Origin of the sequence: Anabaena sp. CA = ATCC 33047, from assembly GCF_963870205.1 — a bacterium.
Lineage (GTDB): Bacteria > Cyanobacteriota > Cyanobacteriia > Cyanobacteriales > Nostocaceae > Trichormus.
In genome coordinates this window covers 65,454-89,976 of the sequence record NZ_CAWMSA010000003.1, presented here as the reverse complement: position 1 = coordinate 89,976, position 24,523 = coordinate 65,454, and the positions used below count along the sequence as shown (strand labels likewise).

At 42.7% G+C, this 24,523-nt stretch carries 17 protein-coding genes; 13 read left to right on the top strand and 4 right to left on the bottom strand.

What is annotated here, in order from left to right; all coding sequences use genetic code 11:
* Nucleotides 1-134: 134 nt before the first annotated feature.
* The 11 genes from carB to AACS98_RS00765 all read left to right on the top strand — a co-directional run bounded on the left by carB (nucleotide 135) and on the right by AACS98_RS00765 (nucleotide 14,626).
* A complete protein-coding gene (gene carB / locus AACS98_RS00815; RefSeq protein ID WP_066375131.1) occupies nucleotides 135-3,404 on the top strand; it encodes a carbamoyl-phosphate synthase large subunit in 3,270 nt (1,089 codons plus the stop codon).
* A 769-nt stretch (nucleotides 3,405-4,173) separates the two neighbouring features.
* Nucleotides 4,174-5,130 (top strand): RNA polymerase sigma factor, RpoD/SigA family, encoded by a 957-nt coding sequence (locus AACS98_RS00810; RefSeq protein ID WP_066375454.1) that lies wholly within the window; start codon nucleotides 4,174-4,176, stop codon nucleotides 5,128-5,130.
* Between the two features lie 239 nt (nucleotides 5,131-5,369).
* The gene (locus tag AACS98_RS00805; protein ID WP_066375128.1) at nucleotides 5,370-5,717 is read left to right on the top strand and encodes a DUF760 domain-containing protein; all 348 of its coding nucleotides are present in this window, start codon (nucleotides 5,370-5,372) and stop codon (nucleotides 5,715-5,717) included.
* Between the two features lie 467 nt (nucleotides 5,718-6,184).
* On the top strand, nucleotides 6,185-6,598 hold the full coding sequence (gene mutT, locus AACS98_RS00800; RefSeq protein WP_066375124.1) for an 8-oxo-dGTP diphosphatase MutT: 414 nt from the start codon (nucleotides 6,185-6,187) through the stop codon (nucleotides 6,596-6,598).
* Nucleotides 6,599-6,834: 236 nt separating this feature from the next.
* Nucleotides 6,835-7,299, top strand: a complete 465-nt coding sequence (locus AACS98_RS00795) for a CBS domain-containing protein (RefSeq protein ID WP_066375122.1) — start codon at nucleotides 6,835-6,837, stop codon at nucleotides 7,297-7,299.
* A 122-nt stretch (nucleotides 7,300-7,421) separates the two neighbouring features.
* Nucleotides 7,422-8,084, top strand: a complete 663-nt coding sequence (gene nblB, locus AACS98_RS00790) for a phycobilisome degradation protein NblB (protein WP_066375119.1) — start codon at nucleotides 7,422-7,424, stop codon at nucleotides 8,082-8,084.
* 324 nt (nucleotides 8,085-8,408) lie between these two features.
* Entirely contained in the window at nucleotides 8,409-8,846 is a 438-nt protein-coding gene (locus tag AACS98_RS00785; protein WP_197480178.1) for a hypothetical protein, read from the top strand.
* Nucleotides 8,847-9,482: 636 nt separating this feature from the next.
* Complete coding sequence (locus AACS98_RS00780) at nucleotides 9,483-10,844, top strand: APC family permease (RefSeq protein ID WP_066375117.1); 1,362 nt, start codon at nucleotides 9,483-9,485, stop codon at nucleotides 10,842-10,844.
* 61 nt (nucleotides 10,845-10,905) lie between these two features.
* Nucleotides 10,906-11,553, top strand: a complete 648-nt coding sequence (locus AACS98_RS00775) for an SAM-dependent methyltransferase (RefSeq protein WP_066375115.1) — start codon at nucleotides 10,906-10,908, stop codon at nucleotides 11,551-11,553.
* Nucleotides 11,554-11,831: 278 nt separating this feature from the next.
* Nucleotides 11,832-14,036 carry a lytic transglycosylase domain-containing protein gene (locus AACS98_RS00770; protein ID WP_066375112.1) on the top strand — a complete coding sequence of 735 codons (2,205 nt, stop codon included), beginning with the start codon at nucleotides 11,832-11,834 and terminating at the stop codon, nucleotides 14,034-14,036.
* 92 nt (nucleotides 14,037-14,128) lie between these two features.
* A complete protein-coding gene (locus AACS98_RS00765; protein ID WP_066375110.1) occupies nucleotides 14,129-14,626 on the top strand; it encodes a hypothetical protein in 498 nt (165 codons plus the stop codon).
* Nucleotides 14,627-14,709: 83 nt separating this feature from the next.
* Here AACS98_RS00765 and AACS98_RS00760 read toward each other — a convergent pair whose 3' ends face one another.
* Nucleotides 14,710-15,858, bottom strand: coding sequence for an extracellular solute-binding protein (locus AACS98_RS00760; protein WP_197480179.1), 1,149 nt, complete (start codon nucleotides 15,856-15,858; stop codon nucleotides 14,710-14,712).
* 585 nt (nucleotides 15,859-16,443) lie between these two features.
* On the opposite strand from AACS98_RS00760, the gene AACS98_RS00755 reads away from it, so the two are divergent.
* On the top strand, nucleotides 16,444-16,818 hold the full coding sequence (locus AACS98_RS00755; protein WP_066375106.1) for a hypothetical protein: 375 nt from the start codon (nucleotides 16,444-16,446) through the stop codon (nucleotides 16,816-16,818).
* Nucleotides 16,819-16,874: 56 nt separating this feature from the next.
* Here the strand turns inward: AACS98_RS00755 and cobT are convergent, their stop codons facing one another.
* The 3 genes from cobT to AACS98_RS00740 all read right to left on the bottom strand — a co-directional run bounded on the left by cobT (nucleotide 16,875) and on the right by AACS98_RS00740 (nucleotide 19,660).
* Complete coding sequence (gene cobT / locus AACS98_RS00750) at nucleotides 16,875-18,020, bottom strand: nicotinate mononucleotide-dependent phosphoribosyltransferase CobT (protein WP_066375104.1); 1,146 nt, start codon at nucleotides 18,018-18,020, stop codon at nucleotides 16,875-16,877.
* Between the two features lie 196 nt (nucleotides 18,021-18,216).
* Entirely contained in the window at nucleotides 18,217-18,948 is a 732-nt protein-coding gene (locus tag AACS98_RS00745) for a DUF2232 domain-containing protein (protein WP_066375102.1), read from the bottom strand.
* 13 nt (nucleotides 18,949-18,961) lie between these two features.
* A complete protein-coding gene (locus AACS98_RS00740; protein WP_066375099.1) occupies nucleotides 18,962-19,660 on the bottom strand; it encodes a Crp/Fnr family transcriptional regulator in 699 nt (232 codons plus the stop codon).
* A 613-nt stretch (nucleotides 19,661-20,273) separates the two neighbouring features.
* On the opposite strand from AACS98_RS00740, the gene AACS98_RS00735 reads away from it, so the two are divergent.
* Entirely contained in the window at nucleotides 20,274-24,509 is a 4,236-nt protein-coding gene (locus AACS98_RS00735; protein ID WP_066375097.1) for a hypothetical protein, read from the top strand.
* Nucleotides 24,510-24,523: the final 14 nt, after the last annotated feature.

Below are 24,523 nucleotides of genomic sequence, written 5' to 3'. Positions count from 1 at the left end.
TACTATCTCCCCATCCCGGTTTTTGCCTTGTCTATGATCAAACGTGGAAAACTTTGATAATAAACGACATGAGTGCCAGGAAAGAACCTTAAAATAATCAGGATTTATATTCTCGTAACCCTAAAGCAACAACTATGCCTCGCCGTCAAGACCTCAAGAAGATACTGTTATTAGGATCTGGCCCTATAGTCATTGGTCAAGCCTGTGAGTTTGACTACTCTGGTACTCAAGCCTGTAAAGCCCTGCGCGAAGAAGGTTATGAAGTCGTACTGGTAAACTCTAACCCAGCTACCATCATGACCGACCCAGATACAGCCGATCGCACCTACATAGAACCACTCACACCGGAATTAGTCGCCAAAGTCATTGCTAAAGAACGTCCAGACGCTTTATTACCCACAATGGGCGGACAAACAGCCTTAAACATAGCTGTCGCTTTGGCGAAAAATGGCGTTTTAGATCAATATAACGTTGAATTGATTGGTGCAAAGTTAGACGCGATTGAAAAAGCCGAAGACCGAAAACTATTCAACGATGCAATGGCCAAGATTGGGGTAAAAGTGTGTCCCAGTGGTACCGCCTCATCTTTAGAAGAAGCCAAAGCGATCGCCCGGCGCATCGGCACATATCCGTTAATTATTCGCCCCGCTTTTACAATGGGTGGGACGGGTGGCGGTATCGCTTACAACCAAGAAGAATTCGAGGAAATGGCGCAAGTCGGGATTGATGCCAGTCCCGTTTCCCAAATTCTCATCGATCAGTCCCTCCTCGGCTGGAAAGAATACGAATTGGAAGTCATGCGCGACTTAGCAGATAACGTCGTCATTATCTGTTCCATCGAAAACCTTGATCCAATGGGAATTCATACCGGGGATTCAATCACCGTTGCACCAGCCCAAACCCTCACCGATAAAGAATACCAACGGTTGCGGGACATGGCGATTAAAATCATCCGCGAGATTGGCGTAGAAACAGGTGGTTCTAACATCCAATTTGCTGTTAACCCGGTGGATGGGGATGTCGTCGTCATTGAAATGAACCCCCGTGTTTCTCGCAGTTCCGCCTTATCTTCCAAAGCTACAGGTTTCCCAATTGCGAAGATGGCGGCGAAACTGGCGGTAGGTTACACCTTGGATGAAATTAACAACGACATCACCAAGAAAACCCCCGCTTCCTTTGAACCTACCATTGATTACGTCGTCACCAAAATCCCCCGCTTTGCCTTTGAAAAGTTCCCCGGTTCTGAACCAGTGCTGACTACCCAAATGAAATCCGTCGGCGAAGCAATGGCCATAGGCAGAACTTTTAACGAATCCTTTCAAAAAGCCCTGCGTTCCCTGGAAACTGGGCGCGCTGGTTGGGGTTGTGACAAAGCCGAAAAATTACCCAGTGGTGAACAAATTCGCGCCTTGTTACGCACACCTAACCCAGACCGGATTTTTGCGGTGCGTCATGCTTTGCAACTAGGACTTAGTAGTGAGGAAATCTACGAACTCACCGGCATTGACCCTTGGTTCTTAGATAAAATGCAGCAACTGTTAGAGGTGGAAAAATTCCTCAAACGCACACCTTTGCAACAGTTGACAAAAGAGCAAATGTATGCTATCAAACAAGATGGATTTAGCGATCGCCAGATTGCCTTTGCCACCAAAACCACCGAAGATGAAGTCCGCGCCTACCGCAAACAGCTAGGAGTCATCCCCGTTTACAAAACTGTCGATACCTGCGCGGCGGAGTTTGAAGCTTTCACACCCTATTACTACTCAACTTACGAAGCAGAAACCGAGGTGCTGCCCACCAGCAAGCCCAAGGTGATGATTTTAGGAGGCGGGCCGAACCGCATCGGTCAAGGAATTGAGTTTGACTATTGTTGTTGTCACGCCGCCTACTCTCTCAAAGATGCAGGGTATGAGACGATTATGGTTAACTCCAACCCGGAGACAGTATCTACCGATTATGATACTAGCGATCGCCTCTACTTTGAACCGTTAACAAAAGAAGATGTCCTCAACATCATCGAAGCGGAAAACCCCCAAGGGATAATCATTCAATTTGGTGGACAAACACCACTGAAGTTAGCCGTACCGCTACAGGAGTATTTGAAGGGATTAGACACAGCATCATCCCCACTCACCACCAAGATTTGGGGAACATCCCCTGATTCTATCGACACCGCCGAAGATAGAGAAAGATTTGAGCATATTCTCAAAGAATTAAATATTGCTCAACCACCAAATGGCATTGCCCGCAGTTATGAAGATGCGTTAATTGTGGCTAAACGCATTGGTTATCCGGTGGTGGTACGTCCTAGTTACGTGTTAGGGGGACGGGCGATGGAAATCGTCTACTCTGATGCAGAATTAGAACGTTATATGACCTTTGCAGTACAGGTAGAACCAGAACACCCGATTTTAATTGATAAGTTCCTGGAAAACGCCATCGAAGTTGATGTAGATGCGATCGCCGACCATACCGGGCGAGTCGTGATTGGTGGCATCATGGAACACATCGAACAAGCAGGAATTCACTCAGGTGACTCGGCTTGTTCTCTGCCTTCTATTTCCCTACCGCCAGCCGTGCTGACTCAAATCCGCACTTGGACTGTACAACTAGCAAAAGCTTTGTCTGTAGTCGGTTTGATGAATATTCAGTTTGCTGTCGTCGGTGCTAACAGTTATTCGCCCCAAGTGTACATTTTGGAAGCTAACCCCCGTGCTTCTCGCACAGTTCCCTTTGTATCGAAAGCGACAGGTGTACCTCTGGCGAAATTAGCATCTTTGATTATGTCGGGGAAAACCTTAGAAGAATTAAATTTCACTCAAGAAGTTATCCCCGCTCACATTGCGGTAAAAGAAGCCGTGTTGCCCTTTAATAAATTCCCTGGTACTGATACAATATTAGGGCCAGAGATGCGCTCAACTGGTGAAGTAATGGGCATAGACCGCGACTTTGGTCGCGCCTTCGCCAAAGCAGAATTAGGTGCTGGAGAGCGTTTACCACTCACAGGAACAGTCTTCGTTTCCATGAGCGATCGCGATAAAGCCTTAGCTGTTCCTGTAGTGAAAGAATTTATTGATTTAGGCTTCAAAGTCATGGCTACCTTTGGTACACGCCAAGTCCTCTTAGAACAAGGCTTGGATGTAGAGTTAGTGCTGAAACTGCACGAAGGTCGCCCCCACGTCATTGATGCGATTAAAAATCAGAAAATCCAACTGATTATTAACACACCTTCTGGGGAAGAAGCCCAAACTGATGCTAAATTAATTCGCCGCACAGGTTTAGCTTACAAAATCCCCATCATCACCACCATCGCCGGAGCTAAAGCCACTGTCGCCGCTATCCGTTCTCTGCAAAATACCACTTTGGACGTAAAAGTAATCCAAGAATACTGCTCGACAGTCTAGGAAGTAGGGGAGCAGGGGAGCGGAGGAAGCGGAGGGGAAAAATCAAGCCCCCAGTCCCCAGTCCCTTCCCATCCCCAATCCCCTAGAATCTACACAAAGCAGTATTTACAAGGAAAATTAAGTAATTATTATAGAAAAAACATTATGGTTTTTATTGCGATATTTTAACAAATATGAGGAAGTCATCACTCTCTGCGGCAACTTCTCCCACCCATCGCAATCAAAAGCAATCATCAGTCCAATAGCTAGATGAGGAACTACTGGCGTACACCAGCCACAACAACAAAATACCTGACCTGTTGATCCACAGAGCGCAGCAAGGAGTCCCCAACCACAACTTAAGAGTCCCTTTCATTCTCTGTTACCTACCAGTTCAATTCTCAGAAAACTGGTGTTTCCGTTTCCGAACTGATGTACTATCTTATTAGTACATAAGTATCAAAATAAGTATCTAGACTCTGTGCCGAGAAATTTTTATTTGCATTTGCCCCTTTTTTTTCTCATAAATGTTACAATTTTTAACAAAGATTAAAATCAAAAATGTTTTACTTAATACATTTTCTCTAACCGTAGATACTTGAGCAGACAGACAAATAACTGTAATCTCTAGCAGTTAAAGACCACCGTGGATTGATGTAGCAGTTGAAGTCATCGAGTATATAAATTGCAAACGATAATCAATCCCAGTTGAACTGGGTAGTACCGGCAAAGAGCATCTATTCAGTTAATGACCCTACCAACCAGTCCATCATTACCAAAGAGTAGCGCCATGAAGACCGCTCAGACAGCCACAGACCTCGTGCGGAGTTACCTACGTGAGATTGGTCGAGTACCACTCTTAACCCACGAAGAAGAAATTTTTTATGGCAAACAGGTGCAGCGTTCTACCAGTTTGCAGGAAGTCCGGGAGGATTTAGCCGAAAAGTTGGGTCGTCAACCGACGATGGCAGAATGGGCACAAGCAGCTGAGTTAGATATACAAGAACTCAACACAGCGATCGCGGATGGTGAGATTGCGAAACGCAAAATGGTAGAAGCCAACTTGCGGCTTGTAGTATCCGTTGCCAAAAAGTACATTAAACGCAACGTCGATTTATTGGACTTAATCCAAGAAGGTAGTATTGGGATGCAACGGGGTGTAGAGAAGTTTGATCCCACAAAAGGGTATAGATTTTCCACCTATGCTTATTGGTGGATTCGCCAAGCGATTACGCGAGCGATCGCCGAAAAAGCCCGGACTATCCGCCTACCCATACACATTACAGAGAAACTCAACAAAATTAAAAAAGCACAACGCCAGCTATCGCAAAGACTAGGACGCGCGCCCACCGCATCAGAACTAGCCAATGAATTAGAACTAACACCTAAGCAGGTAAGAGAGTATTTAGAAAAAGCGCGTCTACCCTTATCCTTAGATTTGCGTTTAGGGGATAACTACGACACCGAACTCGGAGAAATGCTAGAAGATCCCGGTGCGTCTCCCGAAGAGTTTGTCATGCAATCGTCCCTATCCTATGACATAGAACGCCTGATGGAGCAACTCACCCCACAACAAAAAGAAGTGATTAAACTCCGCTTTGGTTTAATGGATGGACAAGCTTTAACCCTAGCAAAAATTGGTGAAATCCTCAACATTAGCCGGGAACGAGTCAGACAAATCGAGAGAGAAGCTTTAACTAAACTGCGTAAATCTAAAGCCAACATGGATGAGTATTTGGCAAGTTAGTCATCAGTCATTAGTCATTAGTCATTGGGGATGGGATTTTTCTCCCCCTGCCTCAAGAGAGTCCCCTGTCGTGAAAATCCCCCGGTAGCTGTACGGTTACACCGACTTCCTGTAGCGAATGAACTTGTTACATTATTTGACAGGAACACTAATTAAGCTGTTAAGTCAAGTAAAGAACAGATTTGAATATACTAATTCGTTAACACTACCGTCACCAGAGGTATTACAGGAGGTATAAATTGAGTAATCAATCTAATAATCGAGTTTCCGAATTCTTGAACGGTGAGTCAGAAACCAGTAATTTACTGTGGCAGTATGTCAAGTCATTAAGTCCAGAGACAGTTAACCAGCTATCCAAACCTAGCTCACCTGAAGTATTTCAGGTAATGGAACGCAACATCATAGGAATGTTGGGACATCTGCCCTCAGAACATTTTGATGTGACTATTACCACCAATCGGGAAAACTTGGGACGTTTGTTAGCATCCGCAATGATGAGCGGTTACTTCTTACGCAACGCCGAACAAAGAATGAACTTTGAAATGGTATTACAAGGTGCGGAAAGCCATAACAGCGACGGCGAATAGGATTTCAACATCGTCGCTCACCGATTCAACAAACGTACCTTTCACAAAGACTCTGCATAACAGACCTTAAACGACTCATCAACCCATAAGTCATGCGTTAGCTGCATTTAGTGGCAAAGTAGAGCAAGCTAACGCTGCTTGTCTTTGTTGAAATTTTAGATTACACGTTGAGATAAGTTGAAAAAAGTTTATATTGTAAAAAAAAGTAAACTCGGTAGATGTTAAATCAATCTGCCGAGTTTTGTTATTAGTCAATAGTCAATAGTCAATTGTCAATGGTTAATGGTCAATAGTCAAGAGTTTTATCACTAGGATTTACGCAAATGTCATCATCAAAGTCTCGTGTAGGGTGCGTCAGCAGCGATAATTGGGTCAAAAATCACAGATTTTCAACATCTGACGCACCCTACTAATGTGCCAGTTGCGTAAGTCCTGATATCTCCACAAATCAATTTAGACAACTACTTATGAACCAAACCACCCCACCACCTCACAAAATTATCGGTGTAGCCGTCATTTGGAACGAGCAGCAGCAAATTTTAATTGATCGCCGTCGTCAGCAAGGAGTAATGGGCGGTTTGTGGGAATTTCCTGGTGGCAAAATCGAGCCAGGCGAAACTGTGGAAGAGTGTATCAAAAGGGAAATTTACGAAGAACTAGGAATCGTGATTGCTGTAGGAGAACATCTGATGACGATTGATCACACCTATACTCATTTGCGTGTCACCTTAACAGTACATCACTGTCGCCTCATTGAAGGTGTTCCCCAACCTTTAGAGTGTGATGAAGTGCGCTGGGTAAATTTAGACGAATTAGAACAGTTTGCTTTCCCCGAAGCAAATACTCAGATTATTGCTGCATTGAAAAGAAGTACAGTCTAGGGGAGTAGGGGAGTAGGGGGAGTAGGGGAGGCTCTTGAGGCAGGGGAGAAGAACTGTTACCCAATCAACAGGAGCCAGTGCGTTCGGTAGCCAGACTCAAAGCAACTGGCGTTCAACCGTCAACAGTCAACCTTCCCCAATCCCCAATACCGTAACAATGTATTAACTGCATTAGGTTGAGTTACCTAATTTTTTACAATATTGGCAGAGACCGTGATCAAAGGTTAAGCAAGCCAATGCCTAAAACCGTTGCCGATATAATGAGTTCTCAGCCAATTGTTGTCCGGCGAGAAACTCCTCTGGCAGAAGCTATCGAAATTCTGGCAGAAAAACGTATTAGTGGACTACCTGTTGTAGATGATGTCGGTAAATTGGTAGGCATTATCTCAGAAACTGATTTGATGTGGCAAGAAACTGGTGTAACGCCGCCAGCTTACATTATGTTTCTGGATAGTGTCATCTATTTAAAAAATCCTGCGGCTTATGAACGCGATTTACACAAAGCGTTAGGACAAACCGTTGGGGAAGTCATGAGTAAAAATCCTGTGACTATCACTCCCGACAAGACTGTAAAACAAGCAGCGCAACTAATGCACGATCGCAGTGTTCACCGCTTACCTGTATTAGATAGTACAGGACAAGTAATTGGTATCCTTACCCGTGGTGACATTATCCGGGCAATGGCTGCTAGTCAAGATTAGTTATTAGTCATTAGTCATTAGTTATTAGTCATTAGTCATTAGTCAAACCAACAAGGCTGATTTTATTGACTGGGGACTGTTGATGGTTGACTGGGTTGAAACTTTGAGAAAGGATATTTTAGATGAGTATAACTCCTGAGTCTGTAAGAGAATCGCTTAGTTCTGATGATTTGGGCGATCGCTTACGTGCTGTGAATCAAATCCGTGACTTAGAACCGACAATTGCTTTTGAATTAATTCAAGTTGCTATGGTTGATAGCAATTCCCGTGTCAGGTACTCAGCCGTGAGTCAGTTCGATACTCTCGGCACTCAGGACTTAAACTTATCTTTACAGTTATTACGTGGTTTACTCAAAGATCCAGAGGCGGATGTGCAAGCCGCCGCCGCCGATTGTTTGGGAGCGTTAAAACTACAAGCTGCTTTTGAGGATTTGCAACAACTGTACAATACAACCTCTGAATGGTTAGTACAATTCAGTATTATTGCTACACTAGGGGAACTAGGAGATCCGCGTTCATTTGAATTACTTCAACAAGCACTCTCCTCTGATGTGGAATTAGTGCAAACTGCGGCAATTAGTTCTTTGGGTGAGTTGGGAGATATCAAAGCTGTTCCCCTGTTACAACCTTATGCTGATCACCCAGATTGGCAAATCCGTTACAGAGTTGCACAGGCTTTAGCTCGCTTAGGTGGTGCAGAAGCGAAATCTATTTTAGAGACTATGGCCAATGATCAAGTAGAAGCGATCGCCACTGAAGCGCAAACAGCTTTACAGTCAGTTTAACAGACTGATAATTTTGTTGGTAGTGAGGACTTTAGTCCTCTCTGCTTTCTAGAGTTAGCGACAACTCAGCCACAATTCTCCTCAACCGTCGCCATTTCTCTATTAACTAACTCATTATAAAAATTCACATAAATATACTTAATTTTTCCTTGGTAATCGAGTATTTAGACAAAAAATTTGCTAAACCTGAAATGTAAAAGTAGTAGCATTGGCAATGTGTCAGGACTAGAAATAGAGTTTTGTGTGTTTCAACTCTAGAAAAGTTCTGATATCTAATTCCCATTCACCAAATAATCAATCCTCATCTTCACCTTGTGACCAGGTATGGCAAATATAAATTTACCATCGCATCAAAAAACACCGATGATACCGCTAGTCCTACTCTGGCTGGCTTATGCTGTTTTAGGATGGTATCTGGCTGCACATCACATTATTTGGTTAGTAGGAGCATTTATTGTCACTATTGCTCTCACGATAGTTCGCAAAAGTATTTCTTGGTTAGAACATTTGGTGGCCTTTGGTTCTCAGACATTAGTAGTCATTTTATTTTTAAGCATATCAATTGCTTTAGTGGCAACTTGGTCATTATTATTTAGCCTGTTGCTGATACCTGTAGCCAGTACACTTTTAGCTGATTTAGAAATGCGTTTTGCTGGCTTCAACAGACGATATTCATTTTGGGTAATCACAGTTTTAGCTACTTTGGGTTTAGTGGTAGGTGAAGTAGTAGATATTCTACTTCTACCCAGTGGTAGATACTAAAACATCGGCATGGTTGAACTAGGTTTTATGCTCGGTGAGATTGATTTCAATTTTCAGGGAACTACGACTTTAGTCAAAGAAACATCCTACTAATGGCAGATGCAGTATTTAGTGAGTTTTTATACAATTAAATCCAGAAAATCGATACCAACATCAACGATGAGATAAATGTTAGTAGCGAAAAATACAGCAAATCAGGAAATATTTTCGATGATTTATAGATTACTTGATGACTAATACCAAATTAATATGAACCTGGATAGAATCAAATATCAAGCATCATTGAACGCGGATGAATGCAGATAAATCAATTGATTTGATAATTCTATGCAACGTTATACAAAATTGGTATGAGTCAATAATTTGTTATTGAATTTATAGTCTATTAATGGTGGTCGTAATAATACCAGAAATTAGTAGATTATTTTTCCCATGAATAATTATTTTAATAACTATAAATTTCCCTAAGCTTGAAATTTAAATATTCTTAAATATGCGTCATTTTATTGTTATATTTATCTCTGAAGATAAATTTTAACAATTGTCATAGCTGCACAATCGTATTCTCCATTTGATGAGCATTTACTACGAGTGGGGATGATTTGTCACGAAATAAAAGACTCGTAAGGAGCTAATGTGAGCAGACATCAGGAATACAGTAGACTTGAGGAGACACAGACAACAGATGTAGCAGCACCTAAGCCACTGTTAACTTTACCAGATGCAGTTGCTTTAATTGTAGGTATTGTCATCGGTGCAGGTATTTTTCAAACACCTGCATTGGTAGCAAATCAAGCAGGTAGTGATATTGCTGTACTGCTGTTGTGGCTAGCTGGTGGCGTAATCTCTATTATTGGTGCATTGTGCTATGCAGAGTTAACAACAACCTATCCTCATGTTGGTGGTGTTTACTATTATCTGAAACGGGCGTTTGGAAGAGTAATTGCATTTTTATTTGCCTGGGCGCGGCTGATGGTGATTCAGACGGGTTCTATTACTCTGTTAGCATTTGTCTTTGGTGACTATGCTACTCAAATATGGCGACTAGGTACATTTTCATCGGCTGTATATGCAGCAGTCGCAATTACTGTATTTACAGCCTTGAATATTGTAGGTTTGCAGCAAGGGAAGTGGACACAAAATTTACTAACGCTGGCCAAAGTCTTAGGTTTGTTATTAGTAGTGATACTGGGGCTGAGTGTAACTGGTAGTTCCAGTCCTATTCCCAGCGAGTCTGTTTCCTCTGGCTCTTGGGGGCTGGCTATGGTGTTTGTGTTGCTGTCTTATGGAGGTTGGAACGAAGCGGCTTACATATCAGCCGAAATCCAAAACCGAAGGCGTAACATGGCGCGATCGCTATTTTGGAGTATTGGCATTATTACAGCTATTTACTTGCTGATCAACTGGGCTTACCTGCGAGGCTTGGGGTTAGGCAACATGGCTAAATCAGAAGCCGTAGCCGCAGATTTAATGCGCTCGATTTGGGGCGCACCGGGAGCGTTATTAATTAGCGTTTTGATTGCCATTTGTACTTTAGGCGCGCTCAACGCCACTATTTTTACAGGTTCTCGGACTAATTACGCTCTCGGACAAGATTTTTCCTTGTTTGGTTTTATGGGACGCTGGCAACAACGCCCCAGCACTCCCACCTCTGCCTTACTTGTACAAGCGGCGATCGCTCTATTACTGGTTTTATTAGGCACATTTACCCGCAAAGGGTTTGAAACAATGGTGGATTACACCGCCCCGGTATTTTGGTTCTTTTTTCTGCTTTCCGGCATATCCCTAATAGTATTACGCCACCGTGACCCAGATATTCCCCGACCGTTTCGAGTGCCTTTTTATCCCCTGACACCTTTGCTGTTTTGTCTAGTTTGCGGCTACTTACTTTACTCCAGCTTAGTTTATACCAATGTAGGCGCATTAGTTGGTGTTTTGGTAGTAGCAGCCGGTATTCCTTTTTTAATTTGGAATCGTTACCACCAAACTAGGGCGTAAGTAATTCAACATCCGTTGGGGAACTGGCTACAAAATTCAAACAAAGACATTGGAGAAAACTATGACATTGCCAAAAATCCTGCTTTTGTTGGTGACAGGAGTGAGTATTGCTAGTGTGGGACTTGCTGGTTGCACAACCCCACAACAGGATTTACAAGCCCAAACACAACCTTCTGCACCGACTTTAGCAGGGGAAACTCAAGCACAAGTTCCCCTCAAACCCCAAGAACGTCCTGCTGATGTTCCTTACGTACCAACACCTCAGCCAGTAGTAGATGCGATGTTAGAGGTAGCCCAGGTAAATAAAAATGATGTTCTTTATGACTTGGGTAGTGGTGACGGACGAATTGTAATTACAGCTGCTCAAAAATACGGGACAAGAGGTGTAGGAATAGATATTAATCCAGAACGCATTCAAGAGGCTAACACCAATGCCAAGAATGCAAAAGTAACAGATAGGGTGCAGTTTGTTCAACAAGACTTGTTCAATACTGACTTGAGTGAAGCAACAGTAGTTACACTTTATCTGTTGCCTGATATCAATCTCAAACTGCGCCCTAAACTATTTAAAGAACTAAAACCCGGTACTAGGGTTGTCTCCCATGCCTTCAATATGGGTGAGTGGAAACCAGAAAAAACCCTGCAAGTTGATGGCAGAACCATTTACTATTGGGTGATACCCACAGAAATACCCGCTAATTTGCGTTAAAGCTAGACAACGGAGACAGAACAATTTTAGATTTTAGATTGTTCAATCTAAAATCTAATTCCCCACTAAAACTTTTTGAACAGTATTCACACAACACATTCTGTAGATGGATGTCATCACGTAAATTGTGCTTTACCAGCACCATCCCAATCACGCTATAATCGATGTTTGGGCGAATTTTTTAGAAAATAAGAAATCTCTAGTTAAAAGATGATTACACTTATGGTAAAGAATGCTAGAGTTGCAAGAAATTCATCGCAACTTTTCAGCGAGTATTCATGCTGAAGAAATTACAAGAAAAACCAATTACTATCATTGCAGGTGCGGCACTGTTTGCTTTTTCAGCTGGGGCGATGGTGTCAGCACCGCAAATCGGCAAATCCTTGGGCGAATGGCTGAATGTGTCTCAAACTCAGCAGCCTGAACAGCTAACTGAAGCTACCAAGGCTCAATCAGCTGTGTTTCCACTGATAACACAAGCCCCCCCAGAGCGAGCCGCACAATTAGAAGCCATCGTCAAAAATGGACGTTCACCAGACAGAGAACGAGCGCGTTATCTGTTGGCGAGTGATTATATCGATACAAAGCAAGCGCAAAAAGCACTCTCATTACTCACAGGGCTAGAAAGAGATTATCCAGCCTTAGCACCTTATATTTTGTTGAAACAAGCCCAAGCCCAGGATATGTTGGGAGAGGATGGTAAAGCTTCTGATCTCAGACGAAAGGTACTAAAAGATTATCCCAAGGAAGCGGCGGCGGTAAAAGCCAAGTATCTCATTGCCCAACCCAAGCTACATGATACAGCGATCGCTCAATTTCCTTCCCATCCCCTCACCTGGGAAATTATCAGAAAGCGGTTGCAAGAGAACCCCAACCAGCCGCAGTTAAAATTAATATTGGCTCAATATGCCCATCATCAACCCGGTATAGTCGGGGTGTTAGATCAACTGAGCAAACAGCCCAACCTCAAACCAGAAGCATGGGAAATTATTGGCACAGCTTACTGGGAAAATAATCAATTTAGCAAAGCGGCGGCGGCTTACGCCAAAGCACCGAAAACAGCACGTAACCTTTACCGCACGGCGCGGGGGTTGCAAGTGGGTGGTAAAGACACAGACACAGCGATCGCCACTTATAATCAACTCATACAGCAATTTCCAGAGGCCAAAGAAACAGGTACAGGCTTAATACGTCTAGCGGAAATGACAACAAACCGCAAAGATGCCATACCTTATCTTGACCAAGTAATTGCCAAGTTTCCACAGCAAGCTAGTCAAGCCCTGGAAAAAAAAGCCGAAATTCTCCAAGCCCTCAATAATCAACAAGCAGCCCAACAAACCTGGGAATTACTGCTCACCCAGTACGGTAAATCTGATGAAGCCGCAGAATATCGCTGGAAAAATGCCAAACAACAAGCCAAAGCTAGAAATTATGCCGCCGCTTGGAAATGGGCAAGACCAATTGTCACCGAAAACCCAAATCATATTCTAGCTCCCAGAGCCGGTTTTTGGGTGGGCAAATGGGCAACCAACCTAGGTAAAGAAGAAGAAGCTAAAAAAGCTTATGAGTATGTGGTGGGCTATTTTCCTCACTCTTACTATGCTTGGCGATCAGCAAATCTGTTGGGGTTGAATGTCGGTGACTTTAACAATATCCGCCAACTCAACCCAGAAGTAGTTCCACACCAGCGACCTGTACCATTGGCTGGTTCTGTCACTTTCAAAGAATTATATCTGCTTGGTCAAGACCGTGATGCGTGGCTGCAATGGGAGACAGAATATACCAATAAACAGCAGCCGACAGTCGCCGAGCAATTTACGGAAGGCTTAATGCGTCTAGCACGGGGTGAAAATCTCTCCGGTATTGGCATTATCTCGAAATTAGAAGACAGAGAAACACCAGAAGAACAAGCCCAATATCAGGAATTAAGCCAACAAATTACCTACTGGCAAGCCCGTTACCCCTTTCCCTACCTGCGAGAAATCGCGAAATGGTCATCTGAACGACAACTTAACCCCTTACTGGTAACGGGGCTGATGCGTCAAGAGTCACGATTTGAACCAAAAATTAAATCTATTGCTGGGGCTACTGGTTTAATGCAAGTCATGCCAGCTACAGGGCAATGGATAGCTTCTAAGATTTCCTTAGACCCCAAAACCATTGACTTAGAAAACCCCAACGATAACATCATGCTGGGGACATGGTATTTAGATTATACCCATCAGGAATACGGGAATAATTCCATGTTAGCGATCGCCAGTTACAATGCTGGCCCCGGTAACGTTTCCAAATGGACGCGCACACTCCCCACTCAAGATCCAGATGAGTTTGTCGAAGCCATTCCTTTCAATGAAACCAGAAATTACGTCCGCCAAGTCTTCGGTAACTATTGGAACTATCTGCGACTTTATAACCCGGAAATATCCAAATTAGTCGCCAGATACTCAGCCCAACATCCCAGGCTACCAGGAGTTGGAGAATAATCAACTTAGGTACTTCAAAAGTTACACTACCCGCAATCACCCAAAGCGGTTAAATTGTGGGTAGTTGATTTGACAAAACTGTAAATTTGGTTATGCTTAGACAGAAATTACTCTCATTGCTAACCATAACTCTTAGCCCGATGTTCCTGTTCCCGATTTCCCACTCCATAGCGGAAACAGCATCCATCCCCAAACCTTCTGATGCACCTTTACGATTGGAATTATTAACTAACCCAAAGGAATCTATAGTTACAGCTAATACTATTAGGTTACAAGGATTAACTATTCCTAGTTTATGGTTAGCAAAAGAAATTACTGAAAATAAGCTGTTAGATAACTGGATAGCATACCCAGCTACCGAACAAGAACCGGCTAGAGTAGACCTAATAGTTAATCAACAAATTTGGAGTTTGCTAGATTATCTAGAACGTTACGACTTTGTAAATCGCTTGGGTAGCACAGCTAGGAAGGATAATTATAACCTGCGGGTGTTTAATTACCAAGGTAATATGTTAGCAACCTATACCTGTAATTTTGGCAATAAACCAGCTGCTTGTAATATTCAGATGAATTTCCAATTCAAGTTATAGCGATGTTCAACGAGAGTGAGCAGAGACATAATTAAACGCAGATAAACGCAGATGAATCTGTATGCTATGGGTTGACATCAGAATTACGCCTTGATTTTGCTAAATAAAGATTCGTATTGCTGGGCTATAGGTGGCTGTAGGGGTAGCAAAAATTCGCTTTTGTCCAAGACTTCACGATTATTGAGTAACAAACTGGTGAATGATGCGGGAATATCAGCAGCAACGATATTTGTAGGAATTGGTGAATTACTTTGAGTCCGCAAAGCAATTTGCTTGGCGATGTTTGGCTGCCAACAAAAATCAATCCATTGAGATGATAAATCATCCTGAGCCGCTCCTTTGGGACTTACCCATAAGTCCGCCCAAATTGCTGTCCCTGAACTTGGAATAATCATCTTTAATTGCGGATAACGGCTTAAAATAGGGACTACATCATTTGACCAACCAACGGCTAGCCAAGTATCACCAATAATCAGAGGTTGCAGGTAAGTGTTAGAACTGTAGAATTTTACCTGTTGGTTTAATGTTCGCAGTTGTTGTTCTAATTCGGGAACTGCATCTAAATTTTCGGTGTTATATGATTTACCGAGTTTCTTTAAGACTAAGCCAATAACTTCTCTGGGATGGTTTAATAAAGAAAAACGCTCTTTGAGTTCTGCTCGCCACAAATCACTCCAATCCTGGGGTATCCATCCCAATTCTTTAAACTTATCTTGGTTATAGACAATGACTGTACTACCCCAACGGTAAGGAGCAGCCCAAACCTTTCCTTGCAAATCTGGGAAACCTTGCTGATTGCGGGTTACTAATTTCTGCCATCTAGCATCTAACTCAGACCAATGTTTTAATTGTTTTGGTTCTAGTGGTTGAATCAGTTGTTGTGCAATTGCCGTTTTTAGCCAATAGTCTCCCAATGTTACCAAGTTGGCTACAGCAGATGATTGGGACTGTCTAAATGGGATGAACCGCGTCCATTCTTGATCCTGTTTGGCTGTCGGTTTTTGCTGCCAGGTTTGTAATTGCTTAAATATATCTTGTAATTGAGGAACAGGTGCAAATTTGACTTGTACTTGTTGTGTCAAATTGCGTCGAAACTGGTCAACTACTTGAGCAGGGATAGAACTTTTGAGTAATTGAACGTTGAGTTTTGCCTGTTTGCTGTCAGCACAGCCAACTAGCAGTTGTGAAACTGCCAAGCCACCCATGCTAATTAAAAAAGACCTTCTATCCATTGATTGATAGCTATACATAGTTTAAAGTTATATAAAGATAAATTATGGTTTGATTACAAAATCATTGTCGTTTGTCCAAATATATCTCCTATCTCATACCCTGCCATCATCCAATGTAGCACCGGTTATTTTCAGGAATTACCCAAGTTTTGCTCAATCAGACTCTTTGTGTTGCATGAGCAAATCAGATGGGGTTGCAGACAATTAATCGGCAGGAGACTTAACATAGTTGACATTTGCTGATTCATATATTTTGGATTTCTACAAATTAAGTTTAATTTATTTAAAAACTTGATGAAAGATGAAATAACGGGATTAATAGGTTTTATATCTATTTATCAGCAATTTAGCAGCTAACGCATTAGTAATTAACTTGATAGATTTGACAGCATTAACCGATATAACTTAACCTTTCTTAATTAAATAATGAGTAACGGCTTGATTAACTATTGAATTACATCTATAAATAAATCCCTATGTTGAGCATTCCAACGTAAGGTTTGAATCATTAAATAATTCATAAGTATGTTTAACATTGACAGTAAATTGAATAACATATAGAAAATGTGCGGATGAGGGTATTAAATGGAGCCATTACAACAACAAATCCTAACTGTAAGTCATAAGCTGGATGCCCTCTACCAGTTTATAGAGCAGCTTGACTTGAAAGTTTCTCAAGCTGTTTCAGAATGTTCCTTAGCCAGAACACAAGCGAAGGAGAGTTTGCGGGAAAATAGCTTTACTGGTTATTCTCAATTAAAAGGACATCTCAGTTTCAATGCCGAACTGGAACACAAGGATATATTGACAGATGGCATTTATCTAGACATGAATCGCCAAGATGGAGAGAAAACTATAGCCCCGGAAATTCAAGTACAACGACTGACGGCACAATTAACAGCAGCATACAATCGGATTGCCGCTTTAGAAGAGCAATTATTGAAAGAGAGAATTCATTAAGTAGTCAAGAGTCAATATTCCTAAGACTTACCGGAATTTTGGAGTCCGGTTTTTTGTTATGAACTAGGGAGTTGGCTAAGTTGCTGAATTTGGTTTTCAATCGCTGCCAACAGTTGATGTTGCTGCCAATCTTGGCAAAGATGGGCGGCTATACAAGCTGCGCCAGCACCTACACCTTCTTTAACAAAACCTTTCTCATAAGCTTGCAGTTGGGAGTAGCGAGAATCGGCAAAATCCAACTTGGTAGCTAGGAGGGGAGGGGTGTGTGCATTTAAACTGAGGGCAAGGTTAACAGTATCACCTGTGGGATCTTCTGCTACCCAACGGGTTGTACCGACAACTACGGCGGAGGGTTGCCAAGATAGGCTATAAGTTTGAGCGATCGCACTCATCAGGGCATACACTGCCAACATTTGGGTGCCACCAGCCAATAGTACACCACAACGACGACTAGCGGCGATCGCCATTCCCGCCACGACTACCTGCATAGGATCACCCACTGACGCAGCGAGTTCTAAAGGATCATGAGGGAGACAGGAAGTAACATCTAGCTTGTCCCCTTTGCCTTGTCTCTTGTTCATCCTCTCCAACCCTTGCTGCACCACTTGCCATTTCTGTTGATGATTACAAATTGGGTGGCTACTGTTGACCTTTCCTACTGCATTTATACCCAAGCCAGTTAAAATTGCCAAAGCCGTGGTAGTACCACCAACAACACATTCACTTAAAATCAGATACCCGGTTTGAGATTTAGCCGCCAAGCGTTCACCCCAAAGCAATCCTTGTTTAAACAGACGATTGACAGTAGTTAACTCCATCGCTGCGCCTGTACTTAAACAATGAGCCGGAAAGCCACCCAAATCAATAATTGGCACAGCCGGGGGTTGAAGTAAACCCGCATTAAACAAATAAACTGGAAGATTAAAGGCTTCCACGACAGCGCGAGAAATTAGCACCGGAGACACTCCCGCACTCAGTGGTGGTAGAGAATATTGAGGCTGGTGTTTTGCACCGTAGTATAAAAATTCTGCATCAGCACAAGCAGTATATTTCCTATCCTCTGGAGTGCAACCAGCTGCTGAAATTCCAGGAATCAAACCAGTTTCCGTAAAACCTAAAACACAGACAAACACAGGTACATGACCGCGATATCGCCGCAGCCATGCTTCACCCTGTTCTATTTCAGTATAAATACTAATCATAAATATATAAACTGTATAAAAATATCTTTTTCCTTTCCCCACAGGAGGAGGCTTTTGAAACAGTAGTTTGCGGGTGTAGGGTGTAGGGGTGTAGGGGTGTAGGGGGGATGAGGGAGATTTTTCCCCAGAAACTCTTGAATTTTGAATTGATTTGTCCCCAGTCAAGAGTCCCCAATCCCTTCCACTCCCAGCGTTTCTAATAGTCCATTAGCACTTGCACCCAATTGGGTGGGCGAGGTATGGGATTTCCCAAACGGTCTAGTAACAACCATGCGGCTAAGTGTACTACAAACAGGTAGATAAAATTATTGATGACAATCAAGGCTATTGCCCCCACTTGAATTAAAAACACACTAGGGCTAGCTAATAATCCCAACTTGAGGAATATCCACTCTGTCAGTTCTGTGACTTGGTTAATTACGTAAATCCATAGGTCTTCTCCCGATAAGATAGATAGCAACCACAGGCGGAAAAATACCCCTAAAGTACCTAATAAAGCTCCTAGGGTAATGGAGACAAGCCAAGGCACACGACGATACCATGTCGCCCCTAATAGCACACCCATAAACGCAAAGGGCATAACGAATAATAGACTACGAACTGGCCCCATCAATACCGACAGTAGTAACCCAGAGGTAACAGCCGCCATCCATGAGGCGCGTTTGCCCCAACGGAGATAAACTAAGGCTATGGGTACAGGGAAAAATATCCGCAATACTGGCCCCAGGGGGAAGTAAAAATTAATGAACCAAATGAGGCTAGCAGCACTTGCTAAAAATGCTGTTTCTACCATCCTCAAGGGTGCATCCACCTTTAATTGAGGTTGCTTGAGTTGTTCTGGCTGTTCTAACCCTTGATTGAGTGAGTTTTGAGATTCAGGGGATGAATCTTCCTCTGACTCATCTGGCAGAGAATTGAAAATACTCATCTGAAAAAATTAGTTAAACTATCATTCTTTCTAAGGCTGACAAATCAGGGATACAAATATTGTCTTGCTCTCGCTTGATCAAGCCTTTTTTTTCAAATCTTGTCAATACTCTTGTCACTGTTTCTCGTGCTAATCCACTCAAACTACTCAGTTCCCGGTGAGGTAAATTTGGGATTTCGGTGCCTGTGTGTCCTTGTTTTCCTTGTCCTTCGGCCAAAAATAAGAGTGTGTCTGCTACCCGCGACTGACTATCAGACTCCCGTAGGCGCAATCGTCGGTTGACTTGCCGCAAACGCCGAGCCATCAGGCGTGACAAGTTAACCCCCGCTAAAGGTTCTGTATGCAGTAGCTTGACAAAATCTTGGGATGGCATACTGCCAATCACCGTGCTAGTCAAAGTAATCACATCTGTAGAACGGGGGACTTCATCTAAGGCTGCCATTTCACCGAATAATTCCCCTTTACCAATAATGTTCAGCGTTACCTCTTTACCTTCTAAGTTGTAAGTGCGGATTTTTACCCAACCATCAACGATAAAATATACAGAACCACCCCAGTCATTTTCTAGTAGAATAACTTGATTTGCTGGGTGTGTGCGTGTGACAAGGTGGTTGAGGGCTATTGCTACAGAGGTGTCTGGTAAACCTTGAAAAAGGGGAGCCGAGATTATCCAGGAATGAGTGTTTGCCTGCAAGCTATATCGGTCTTCCATTACGAGATTTTTATTAAAGTCTAGTATATAAATCAAAAAAAACGTTTAACTCAGCCTAAGCGATGAAGGTATAATTTTTTCTGAGTTAATTAGTTATCTTACACAGATAGGTGATCTGAGATAGGTGATCTGAGTTTTGTTTTAGATAGTCTTTTGACTACAATCTGAAATTAGTTTCAGGCTAGCTGTCCAGCAGAAATGATGACTCCAACACTATAGCTATTTAACATTCATCATACTCAAATTAGTAAATTTTTGTTAAAAATTTTTTACCAGTCGCCGTGAGGGGACAGTAAAACAAATCCTACCTTGCTATCCAAGGTATTGATCAATTATACAAATTGCTTGGCGATTTGGATTTTTTTGTGTTTTTATACTATGAAGTCCTAGGGGCTTTGACATCGCTGTGTAAACTACCTGATACTGGCAATGCCAAACTCAGGGAGTGCGACTCAATCAAAAACCGTCAGTTCGCCTGACTACAACCTCACGGAATGTTGCAACTTTTATTCATCTATCAAACAATTTTACTGAGTCGTTGTTGTTACAAATATAATTGTAGATTAATTTACAAATCCAGTTAACCTAAAGTTCTAGATAAGGTAATTTGAAAGTGACTTCCCATAATGATGAAATTCACAACCTAATTGCAGATATTGACAACTTACTCAACAGTAGTGGTAAACGCCTGTCTAGGCTGTTGTCTGGGCAAGCGCAGGAGCCGAGAGTAGTTTTAGAGCGAATTCGCAGTTTTTTGGTGAATTTACAAGAGACGGAAACATCAGAAGTTGTTGAACCCAATCAGTCTGTAGGATACGCTCATCAATCGCCTTTATTGCTGAAATTTGCGGGGCAGGCTCAGAATCAGTCAACTGCACCCCCCAGCCCCGGCCAACAGGAACAAACTCAGGCTATAACCGAACAATTAAAAAATGAATTATCCGCGTTTATGCAGCCAATGAAAGCGGAGATTTCGGCACTTTTGCAAGAGCGCACGCTTCTGGAACAAGAAATTAGACAGCTAGAGCAAAAGCGATTACATAATTATTCCTTAAGTCAGCAACTGGCAAACCAAGAGCAGATAATTACTGACTTTTTGCAAGTGCTGATGAGTCGCCTAGTACCAACTTTAAAATCCCAGCTAGCTGAGGTGATAGTCAATAAGCCTGATTATGCTCTAGACAGCAATCAAACCAGCGTCGAAATTACGCCTCCTACACATCAAATCTTCTGGGAGTCATCAGCACAAACAGAACGGTTAGCCCAGGTAGCTCAAGAGTTGGATCAAAAGTTGTTATCTTTAGATGGCACTGTTAATGTTGTCTTTGATGCCTTACAGCGCAATATTCATACTTATCATGAGTCCTTATCTCAAGCACTGGCAAGAATGCACAGTACGGGATTACAAGGCGAACAGTTGCTGGTAAGTTGGCTGCAAAATTTAACGCAAGAATTATCTAGTTTTCAGCCATCTCAAGTTGATGCCGCAAATCAAACCCTTGCTAAGTTACTATCCTGCTCTCAGCCAGACAGTAACGTTACTCAAGGACTATCATCAGCAAATGATACCAGTTTCACAGTTAGTGAGTCTTTATCTATAGATTCTGAGGCTTTATCTACAGACAAGAATATTCCAGAAACAGGAGCATTGCCGATTGTCAAAGATCAGGTTTTCAGTACAGAAATTGAGAGCATTGTAGAAGACAGTTTTGATACGGCCAATCAGGAATCAGCAATAGTAGAATTACCGTTGGTGAACGATGGTGTTCTCCCCAGCGACGCTGATCAAGTTCTCGAAGATAGCCTGGATACAGCAACTGATGAATCAGCGACAGTAGAATTGCCGATTGTCAATGATGAAGTTCTGCCCAGGGAAGGCGATCGCATTCTCGAAGACAGCCGGAATACAGCAACCGATGAATTGGATGAAATGTTGTTGCAGCTTGGTGTGGATGAATCTTTTCCTGCTGACAACTTGACTAATTCCACTACTGTATCTCAGGATGGTTTACCTTTAACTAATAATGATGAAGTTGATATCATCTATGCCAGCTTGTTTGGGAATAATTTAGAAATCAAGCCAGAGTCTGTGACTGAGGATTTACTGAGCTTGAATTATGCCGACACTCAACCACCTAGCAATCCGCTAACAGAAGCAGATACGGCCGCAATGATGCCAGATGCTTGGTTTGATCAATCAGATGCGGATATTTTTGCTCACCCTGATTTATCAACTATCTCAGATACTCCAATCCCACCGACAGATGCACTATTTTTTGAGGAAGCGACTCAATCCCCAGATGTAGACTTAGAAAATCTGCCATCAACAGAAATTGATTCCATACAGCCAAATAGTAGGGATACCATTACATCTTTAACCGATTTATTAGCAGATGTAGAGGTGAAAGCACCATTATTAACAGTAGATTCACCTGTGGAGGAAGTCAAAAAAACTACGGTAGTCACGATTGAGTCAAAACCGCCATCTGTCACCAGGAACAAGAAAAATGAACAGCCACAACAGCCTACTGAGGAATTTATTCCGGCTTCACCCCAGGAAAATTTACTGTCGTCAGAAGTAGCTGAGTTAGCTAATCTGCCAGAAATTTCTCTCAATGAGGAACAATGGCGGAAATTGCATCAGGATTTGGCTCAACTGGATGAACAGCCTTCACAATCACAACCTGTAATTGCCTCAGATAGTGCTGATTTTTGGGTGAGTGATGGGCGGCGTAGCGTCTCGGAAAGCAGCACCACCGGAGGCGATCGCCAACAACATCTGACTCCAGAAGTAACGGCAAGCTCAAATCATGTTGCTTTGCCTGCGCCAGAGGTTTCTTCAGTCAACCAGATTTCTGCACCGCAGACACAAACCAGCCTTGAGGTTACTCCCGCGACTGAAAAAAAAAAGGAAGCCACAATTGACACTCCAGAGGCTGCTGTAGTTACGCCTGGGAGTACCATTAACAATACAGCAGATGCGCCTGATACCCTGGACTCACTTTGGTATTTAGGGATTGATTTAGGTACTACAGGAATTTCCGCAGCTTTGTTAAATCGCTCCACTGGCGTTGTTTATCCGATTTGTTGGTCAGCAGAACACCAACCGGGAGACAATTCCTTCCAGCAATCTTTCCGTTTACCGGCAGAGGTGTATTTGCCCACCACTTCTGCACCACCAGGGGATACTGACAGCAGTCAAACGCCAGAACATTTAAAGAATCATCCATACTCGGCACAGTTGAAACCATATTTACAGGTAGCTATTCCCTATAAAAATCAACAACAAAAATGGGAACCTGTATTGCAATTTAATCAGTTTTGTGCTGGGCCGTTAATTTGGGTAGTGCGATCGCTCTCCAAATTATTGTTAACTCTCAAAGCAGACCGTTACAGTACCACTCAAGGATTAATCGCTACAGCAATTGGTTTGGATCAACACAGCTTTCAAAGCATTATCAATAACGTTGCTGGTGTGATTTGTAACTGCCCCTCTAGTTGGTCAGAACAGTATCGGTTCAATGTGCGGGAGGCTTTACTGACAAGTAAATTAGTCCAACATCCCCAACAAGTGTTTTTTGTGGAGGAAGCGATCGCTAGTTTACTCAGTATTTTAGATGGTGCTAACGGTGAAACAGTACAATTGAGCAGTCCCCAAGGTTTAATTCCTGCCAAAATCAATGATCATTCCTTGGTAGGCAATACCCTTGTGATTAATCTGGGAGCCAGTCACACAGAAATGGGACTGCTGGATGTGCCAGATAATCTGCTAGAACTGACACACAATCATTTCATGCTCCACAGTTTTGCTTACGCCAGTAAAGCGATTGAGCAAGATATTATCTGTCAGTTACTTTTACCCCCCAAATACCGTCAATCCCGTTGGGAAAAGTCAGAAGATAGCTTACCAATTAGTAGTCACCCTTGGCCATCAGCTGTTACTGGTTTAGATCAGATACAATGGCAGAGTTTAGAATTAGATGAATTAGAATTACCCCGTGTTGCAGAACCTGACATTCAGGCTCGTATTTGCTTCCAACAGCGTCTAGAAAGTTCCTTACTCGGACAGGCGTTGTTAGATGCCGCCCTAGCCTTGAAGCTGATTTTGCAACACCAAGACACGTTTAGTTTTGAACTAGCCGATCAACGTTGGGTGTTACAGCGACGAGATTTAGAAAGTCAAGTGTTTGTTCCCTTTGTCCGCCGCCTCAACCGTGAACTGAATAAGTTATTGGTAGCGCGTGGTATACCCACCGAAGCGATTAATCAAGCAATTTTGACTGGTGGTTTGGCACATTTGGGCGTTGTTAACCGTTGGGTACGGCAAAAACTTCCTAGTGCCAAAATTATCCCAGATGCTTACTTCGGTGAAAATGGCGCGCCTAACTGTAGTCGTGTGGCTTATGGTTTGGCGTTACTACCATTACATCCGCAAGTTTTAGAAGAATCTCGCCATCAATACACTGATTATTTTCTGTTTACAGAATTGCTGCGGCTATTGCCAAACCGGACTTTAGCCTTTAGTGAAGTTCTGCAATTATTTGAAGGACGGGGTATCAATACCAGTATTTGTCAGCAAAGACTTTTAGCTTTCTTAGAAGGGGAAATTCCTTCTGGTTTGATTCCGGCACAGCCGGAAGCTACTTGGCTGACTCATAACTCTGAGGCTAATCCTGATTATCAGGCGATCGCCTCAGTACCATTGTTTGAAAAACAAGGAAACCTCAACTATCGTCCTAATTTCGCACAATTGCAAATTTTCCATCGCTATCTAGATGCTATTAAAGCCAGCACTCAACAGTCCTTGGATGAGCCATATACTATTAATTTCAGTCTAGTAGAGGTGTAGGCGTGTAGGGGAGG